A 5,986-nucleotide genomic window follows, 5' to 3' on the forward strand; every position below is an offset into this window, starting at 1 on the left:
CGTCGTCTTCAAGGGCAACCTGTCGCTGGTCGGCCCCCGCCCCCACGCCGTGCAGGGCAGACTGCAGAGCCAGCTGTTCGACGAGGCCGTGGACGGCTACTTCGCCCGCCACCGCGTCAAGCCCGGCATCACCGGCTGGGCCCAGGTCAATGGCTGGCGCGGCGAGGTCGACAGCGAGGAGAAGATCCAGAAGCGCGTCGAGTTTGACCTCTACTACATCGAGAATTGGTCGGTGCTGTTCGACCTCTATATCCTGGTGAAGACGCCGATCGCGCTGATGACCAAGAACGAAAACGCGTATTAGCGATCGGCGGCGTGCCAGCCGCGGACCAGAGTGTTCCGTCAAGCTGCGTTTCCCGGCTGGCTGAAAAGCGGGCTTCGGCTCAGTGGAGCCATACATCGGATGGCATCGCTTCCCGGGAACGCGACAACGCTGGCGGCGGCCCCCTACACCACTCGTCAACACAGCCGCGCTAGTGTCGGGGCATTATGACGATCACCGCCGCGGCCGATCAGCTTTATGACCACCGCGCCGCTCCGCCCGCCGTGGCGGTGCTGCAGCGCGCCTTGCTGTGGTCGATCGGGTTCGGCGGGGCCATCGTGCTGATCGAACCCAGCCCCTACGAGATTGCCATCCTCACCGCGATGGTGGTGTTCTTCGCCACCGGCCTGCGGATGCGGCTGGCATTCATGCCGCTGCTGCTGCTGCTGTTCCTGGTCAATCTCGGCTACACGATCTGCGCCGCCTATCTGCTCGACCGGACGCCGATCATCAACTGGATCCTGACGTCCTGGTACATGGCGGCGACGGCGATCTTCATCGCCCTGGTGCTGTCCGAGGACACCGCGGCGCGGCTCGATCTGCTGCGCCGGGGCCTGGTCGCCGGCGCGCTGGTGGCGTCTCTGTCCGGCATCGCCGGCTATCTGCATCTGATCCCGGGCGGCGGCGAATTGTTCACGCTGTATGGCCGCGCCGCCGGCACCTTCAAGGACCCCAACGTGCTCGGCGCGTTCCTGGTGCTGCCGGCCCTGTTCGCGCTGCAAGGCGTGGTGTCCGACGGGTTCGGCAAATCGCTGCGCAGCGCCATCGCGCTTGGCATCATCGCGCTCGCCGTGCTGCTGGCGTTCTCCCGCGCCGCCTGGGGCCTGCTCGCCGTCACCTCGGCCTTCATGCTGTTCCTGATGGTGCTGACCAGCCCGTCGCACAAGCAGCGCACGCGCATCATCGGGATGGCGGTGCTGGCGGTGCTGGTCATCACGGTGGCGCTGGTACTGCTGCTGCAGTTCGATTTCTTCGCCGATATGTTCAGGCAGCGTGCCAGTTTCGACCAGAAATATGACGAGGGACGCTTTGGCCGGTTCGGCCGTCATCTGCTCGGCGCACAAATGGCGCTCGATCTGCCGTTCGGCATCGGCCCGCTGCAATTCACCCGGTTCTTTCCGGAGGATACCCACAATTCCTATTTGAACGCCTTCATGTCCGGCGGGTGGATTTCCGGCATCTGCTATCCGGCGCTGGTCTTCACCACCGCGCTGCTCGGGTTCCGTTACATCTTCGTGCGTGTTCCGTGGCAGCGGCCCTATCTCGCGGTATTCGCGGCCTTCCTCGGCACGGTCGGGGAAGCCTTCATCATCGATACCGACCACTGGCGCCATTTCTGGATGATGCTGGGCGCGATGTGGGGCATGTTCGCCGCCACTCACCAATACATGGCGAGCCGGCGATCACCGAAGCTGCCGGAGCCAATTCCGACCGCGTGCTGATGTCGTCGCGTCAAACGAAAACAGCCCCGCTTGCGCGGGGCTGTTTTACGAGACACTGAACCGATCAGCGGTTGATGATCACGGTGCGACCGCGCGGGCCGCGCGGACCACGATGATCCCAGCCGCGACGCATCGGGCGACGGAATTCGTTGCGGCCATGGCGGTAACCGCCACCATGATAGCCGCGGTGGCCACCATTGCCGATCTGCACGCTGATCCCCTGGGCCGCCGCCGGAGCGGTCGGTACAGCGATATACAGCAACGCGGCGGCGGCGAGTGCGGCGAAAGTCTTGATCATTGAATCTCTCTTCCTTGAAAGTGTGCGCTATCAAGTCGCACCCGGCCCGATAGTTCCGCTTGATGGCGGTCATATCCGGAAACATCCCGGCGAATACGGCAATCGCAGGTAATATTTAATTAACCACGACGCCGCATGATGAAATCATCCAAACGCGGACCGGATGTACGTCCGCGTCAGATGGCTCGGAGTTTTCACGCTCCGGGCCATTTCCTTTTGATCGCAGCTTACCGGCGCGGACCAACACCCGTGACCTTCCACAGCGTACAGCTCAGCCGGCCGCCGGCGTCGCGCGCCTCGACGAGTCGTTCGGCCGTGATGTCGTGGGTCTGCCGTAGATGGTGCAGCCAGGCCCGCCCGGACTCGATCACCAGGAATTCCGGATAGGCATTCAGGATCTCCGCGGTCGGCATCACCGATGACAGCCCGGCCCAGCGCCCGATGCGCTGCATCATGTTGTAATCGATGGCGTTGCCGCGCGCCCAGTTCGGATAGTTGATCACCACCTCCCAATCCAGCGGGAAGCGATAGGCATCGGCGTGTTCGGCATAGGTCACGCGCGGCAACCAGACATGCGGCGAATCGGCGATCACCGGCATGTCGCCGTGGACAAAACCGGCTTCGAACAGTCCGCCTTGCGCATCTAGGCAGGGAATCCGCTCGCGCAACGGATCTTGCACCAGCAGCATCGTGACCAGCAGCGCCGGCGCCGCCACGATGGCGATCGCGCCGAACGCCGCGTCACGGCGCGGAAAACGATGCCGCGCGCAGCGGATCAGCAACTCGGCACACAACAGATGCAACGCGAAGCCGACCAACATCTGCGGCACGAAATAGCGCGGCACGAAGATCGGGACATTGACGACCGACACCACCCAGATCGAGCCGGCAATGCCGGCCATGCCGAGCGCCAGCAGCGCGAAATAGCGCTGTGGCTGCCAGCGATCGTCCAGCCCGATCGCACGCGGCGGCGCGGCCAGCCCGTGGCGACGGAGCCAGACCATCAGCAACACGATGCCATAGGCCTCGCCGACCGCCAGCCAAAGCGCGGCCTGCGATGGAAACAGGCTGAGCACCAGATCCATCGCGCCGGGCGGCCAGATCCAGCTATAGGGCTGCACGATTTCGGTCTGCCGGATCACGAACGGTATCCAGCACGCCAGCGCCACCACGGCCGGCAGCGTTGCCAACAGTGATGGCAGCGTCGCCCGCCAGCCCCGCCGCACATGGCTGAGCGCGCCAGCCAGAAAGATGCACGCGACATACAGAATGCCGAAACCATGCACCAGCGTCAGCGCGATATCGAGCAACGCCAGCATCGCAACATCGAACAGCCGGCCGCGCTCGATGAGCCGCTGCTGGAACAGCGCCGCGAGCATACCGAGTAGAAAATACAGCGCATAGGCGCGCAGCTCGAGCGCGACGAACACGACATTGTCGTTCAGCGCGGCCAGCAGGAACACCGCGATCCAGCCGGCCAGCGGCGACGCCACGCGCCGCGCGAGGCAATACAGCACCGCGAGGGCGCCTATCGTGACAGCGACATTGATCAGCTTCAGAATAACCACGGAGGAAATTGCAGACGGCGTCGCCTGCGTGACCAGCCAGGCGGCGGTCAGATAGAGCGGCGGATTGCCGTCGAGGCCGAGCACGATTCCGGCCCACAATTTTGACAGGCTGTCCGCCCGCAGCAGCGTCACGGTGTAGAGTTCGTCGAGCCAGAGCCGGCCCGGCAGCGCGCGAAACACGAAGATCGCCACGACGAGGCTGGTGATGGCGATCGCCGCGGTCTGCGGCAGCCGCCGCACGCCGCCGATCGCTGAGTCAGTCATTAGAATGCGCGCCTTGAAAAAATACGTGGCTTCAAAAATGCGTGTCGTGAAAAACGGCAGATGGACGGCCGGCCGCGGATCGGAGCCGTGACAAATATGGCCATGTGCTGAGATCGCACGACAAACCGCAAGGATTGTCTGAAATCCGCGTTAAGCGGCCGCAAAGGGATGCATTCCTGTGTAACGCATCTGAACGCGAACGCACGCCAAGTGCAATCGGCACAGCCGTCATCAAGAGTTTTGGAAAAATGGTCGGAGCGAGAGGATTTGAACCTCCGACCCCTAGTCTCCCAGACTAGTGCGCTAACCGGGCTGCGCCACGCTCCGCCGTGGCATCCTGTAGCTTTGATCCGCCCGTTGCGCAAGAAGGCTTGATGATGATCTGGCAGCCCGTCAAAACCAGTGCCACGCTCGCGCCTTCCTCAGCCCGGCGACGACCACGCGTCGTGCCAGGCCTCGCTGGCGCTGTCCGGCTCCTGCATCGCCGCGTTCAGCAAGTCGCGGCATTCCAGCAGATCGGCGAGCAGGCTCTCCAGCCGGGTCGTGGTTTCGAACGACCGCATCTGGCCGGCGATGCCGGCAATCGGGCCGCTGTCATCGTCGGTTTCATCATCCTCCTCGTCGACATCTTCCGCTCGGGCCGCGAGGCTGCGTGTCGGCGCCGGAATCAGCGGCGCGTCGCCGTCCTCGTCGTCCTCATCGGCATTGATATCGAGGCGCGGGGTCGCTGCGTCGTCATCATCCTCGGCCAGCGTACGGCTGATTTCGTCCTCGATCGCGCCGAATGACGCCCCCGACATGCCGTCGGCGACCCGCTGCACCGCTTTGATGCCGTTTTCCTTGAGGATCCGCTGCACCCCGCGGATGGTGTAGCCCTCGCCGTACAGCAATCGGCGGATACCGCGCAGCAGATCGACGTCGTCCGGACGGTAATATCGCCGGCCGCCGGATCGCTTCATCGGCTTTATCTGGGTGAACCTGGTTTCCCAGAACCGCAGCACGTGCTGCGGGATGTCGAGGTCGTCAGCGACCTCGCTGATGGTTCGGAACGCATCCGGTGATTTTTCCACGTGCTGGATCTCCCGGATGGTCACCTCTCAGGCGACGTCAAACTCAGTCGTCGTGGGTATCTTTGCCGTTGGCCTCGGAGAGGTCGCCGTTGATTCGCTGCTTGAGAATCGCGGACGGCTTGAACACCATCACCCGGCGCGGCGAGATCGGCACCTCGGTGCCGGTCTTCGGGTTACGTCCGATCCGCTGCCCCTTCTTGCGGACCATGAAGGAGCCGAAAGAGGACAATTTTACCGTCTCGCCCTTCTCCAGGCAGTCGGTAATTTCCTTCAATACCAGTTCCACAAAGGCAGACGATTCCGTGCGCGACAGACCTACCTTTTGATAGACCGCTTCGCACAGATCGACGCGTGTGACCGTTTTACCCGTACCCGTCATCGCCTGCCCCAACTCCCGGCGAACAAATTCTTGTCAGAAATTATGAGGTTACCGCCCGCCGGTCAACAGCGCTCATCGATGCAACTGCGTCGAAGACCATGACAATGCGGGATAATTTTGGCGCCGCGGCTACCAGCGGATCAGCGCCGAGCCCCAGGTGAAGCCGCCACCCATGGCTTCCAGCAGCACCAGATCGCCCTTCTTGATGCGGCCGTCCTGCACCGCGACCGACAGCGCCAGTGGAATCGAGGCGGCGGAGGTATTGCCGTGCAGGTCGACGGTCAGCACCACTTTTTGCGGTGCAATATGCAGCTTATGCGCGGAGGCATCGATGATGCGCTTGTTGGCCTGGTGTGGCACGAACCAGTCGATGCTCTCGGCATTGGCGCCGGTGGCGTGGAAGGCGTCGACAATGACATCGGTAATCATGCCGACGGCGTGTTTGAACACTTCGCGACCCTCCATCCGGAGGTGACCGGTAGTCTGGGTCGAGGACACACCGCCATCGACATAGAGTTTTGATTTGTGGCGACCGTCGGAGCGCAGATGCGTGGTCAGGACGCCGCGATCGGTGGATTCGCCAGGCTGCTCCTGCGCTTCCAGGATGATGGCGCCGGCGCCATCGCCGAACAGCACGCAGGTG

Annotated in this window: 7 protein-coding genes and 1 tRNA gene; 2 read left to right on the top strand and 6 right to left on the bottom strand. The window is 63.3% G+C overall.

All coding sequences use genetic code 11. The features are described from left to right. Together Q0S16_RS01170 and Q0S16_RS01175 are read left to right on the top strand one after the other, a co-directional pair. Positions 1 to 304 (top strand): sugar transferase (locus Q0S16_RS01170; protein ID WP_295844113.1); only part of this gene is annotated, 304 nt, incomplete at its 5' end. Between the two features lie 185 nt (positions 305 to 489). Then, positions 490 to 1,764, top strand: a complete 1,275-nt coding sequence (locus Q0S16_RS01175) for an O-antigen ligase domain-containing protein (RefSeq protein WP_295844115.1) — start codon at positions 490 to 492, stop codon at positions 1,762 to 1,764. A 64-nt stretch (positions 1,765 to 1,828) separates the two neighbouring features. On the opposite strand, the gene Q0S16_RS01180 is transcribed toward Q0S16_RS01175, so the two are convergent. From Q0S16_RS01180 to Q0S16_RS01205, 6 genes are all read right to left on the bottom strand, one after another. Next, positions 1,829 to 2,062, bottom strand: coding sequence for a hypothetical protein (locus Q0S16_RS01180; RefSeq protein WP_295844118.1), 234 nt, complete (start codon positions 2,060 to 2,062; stop codon positions 1,829 to 1,831). A 227-nt stretch (positions 2,063 to 2,289) separates the two neighbouring features. Further along, entirely contained in the window at positions 2,290 to 3,894 is a 1,605-nt protein-coding gene (locus Q0S16_RS01185) for a hypothetical protein (protein ID WP_295844120.1), read from the bottom strand. Positions 3,895 to 4,143: 249 nt separating this feature from the next. After that, positions 4,144 to 4,221 (bottom strand) — tRNA-Pro (locus tag Q0S16_RS01190). Between the two features lie 95 nt (positions 4,222 to 4,316). Next, the gene (locus Q0S16_RS01195) at positions 4,317 to 4,964 is read right to left on the bottom strand and encodes a MerR family transcriptional regulator (protein ID WP_295844122.1); all 648 of its coding nucleotides are present in this window, start codon (positions 4,962 to 4,964) and stop codon (positions 4,317 to 4,319) included. Between the two features lie 43 nt (positions 4,965 to 5,007). Continuing rightward, a complete protein-coding gene (locus Q0S16_RS01200; protein ID WP_295844125.1) occupies positions 5,008 to 5,343 on the bottom strand; it encodes an integration host factor subunit alpha in 336 nt (111 codons plus the stop codon). Positions 5,344 to 5,472: 129 nt separating this feature from the next. Then, positions 5,473 to 5,986, bottom strand: a 514-nt coding sequence (locus tag Q0S16_RS01205; RefSeq protein ID WP_295844123.1) for a 3-oxoacyl-[acyl-carrier-protein] synthase III C-terminal domain-containing protein, incomplete at its 5' end; no start/stop codon positions are given.

It is taken from the genome of Tardiphaga sp. (assembly GCF_025356345.1).
Lineage (GTDB): Bacteria > Pseudomonadota > Alphaproteobacteria > Rhizobiales > Xanthobacteraceae > Tardiphaga.

What these genes read in the sequence shown, in the direction of transcription:
- Q0S16_RS01175 (WP_295844115.1), top strand. Translation starts at nt 490, where the DNA reads ATGACGATCACCGCCGCGGCCGATCAGCTTTATGACCACCGCGCCGCT.
- Q0S16_RS01200 (WP_295844125.1), bottom strand. Translation starts at nt 5,343, where the DNA reads ATGACGGGTACGGGTAAAACGGTCACACGCGTCGATCTGTGCGAAGCG.
- Q0S16_RS01185 (WP_295844120.1), bottom strand. Translation starts at nt 3,894, where the DNA reads ATGACTGACTCAGCGATCGGCGGCGTGCGGCGGCTGCCGCAGACCGCG.
- Q0S16_RS01180 (WP_295844118.1), bottom strand. Translation starts at nt 2,062, where the DNA reads ATGATCAAGACTTTCGCCGCACTCGCCGCCGCCGCGTTGCTGTATATC.